1 protein-coding gene and 1 pseudogene are annotated in these 508 nt (G+C 41.9%); both read left to right on the plus strand.

Going from position 1 to position 508, the window contains the following annotated elements; translation table 11 throughout:
* Nucleotides 1–196, plus strand: a pseudogene (locus ACWHAR_RS32425) (tyrosine protein phosphatase); the annotation flags it as partial.
* A 134-nt stretch (nt 197–330) separates the two neighbouring features.
* Nucleotides 331–508: NAD-binding protein (locus tag ACWHAR_RS32430; RefSeq protein WP_452089098.1), on the plus strand; the 178-nt coding region annotated here is incomplete at its 3' end.

Genomic DNA, 508 nt, shown 5'->3' on the forward strand with positions numbered 1-508 from the left:
CGTAGCCTCAGATGCCCATAATGTGAAAACGAGAAATTTTCACACTCAAGAGGCCCTTTATGTTCTAGAGAAAGAATTCGGCTCGGAACTTCCTTATATGCTGACGGAAAATGCAGAGCTTCTCCTGCGGAATCAGACCATCTTCAGACAGCCTCCGCAGCCGGTCAAAAGAAGAAAATTGTTTGGTCTTTTTTAACAGCCGATTCTCATTTCACCACTTTCTTTTTGAGAGCGATATAATAGTGTATTGTATGGTTGAATCACATTTCAGAAATCTGTACAGGCTGTACCCGACAGGCTATGCGGGAGATCATTCGCATTCATGATAGGATGTTCTCATACGATATTACGGAAGCTGCAAAGCAGCAATTTAACTGTTGGAGGGAAACAATGAATATAACAGTCATCGGAACAGGCTATGTCGGTCTTGTGACAGGTGTTTCTCTTTCTGAGATTGGACATCATGTAACCTGCATTGATATTGACGCTCACAAGATTGATGAAATGA

The organism is Bacillus sp. LR--39 (assembly GCF_053613335.1).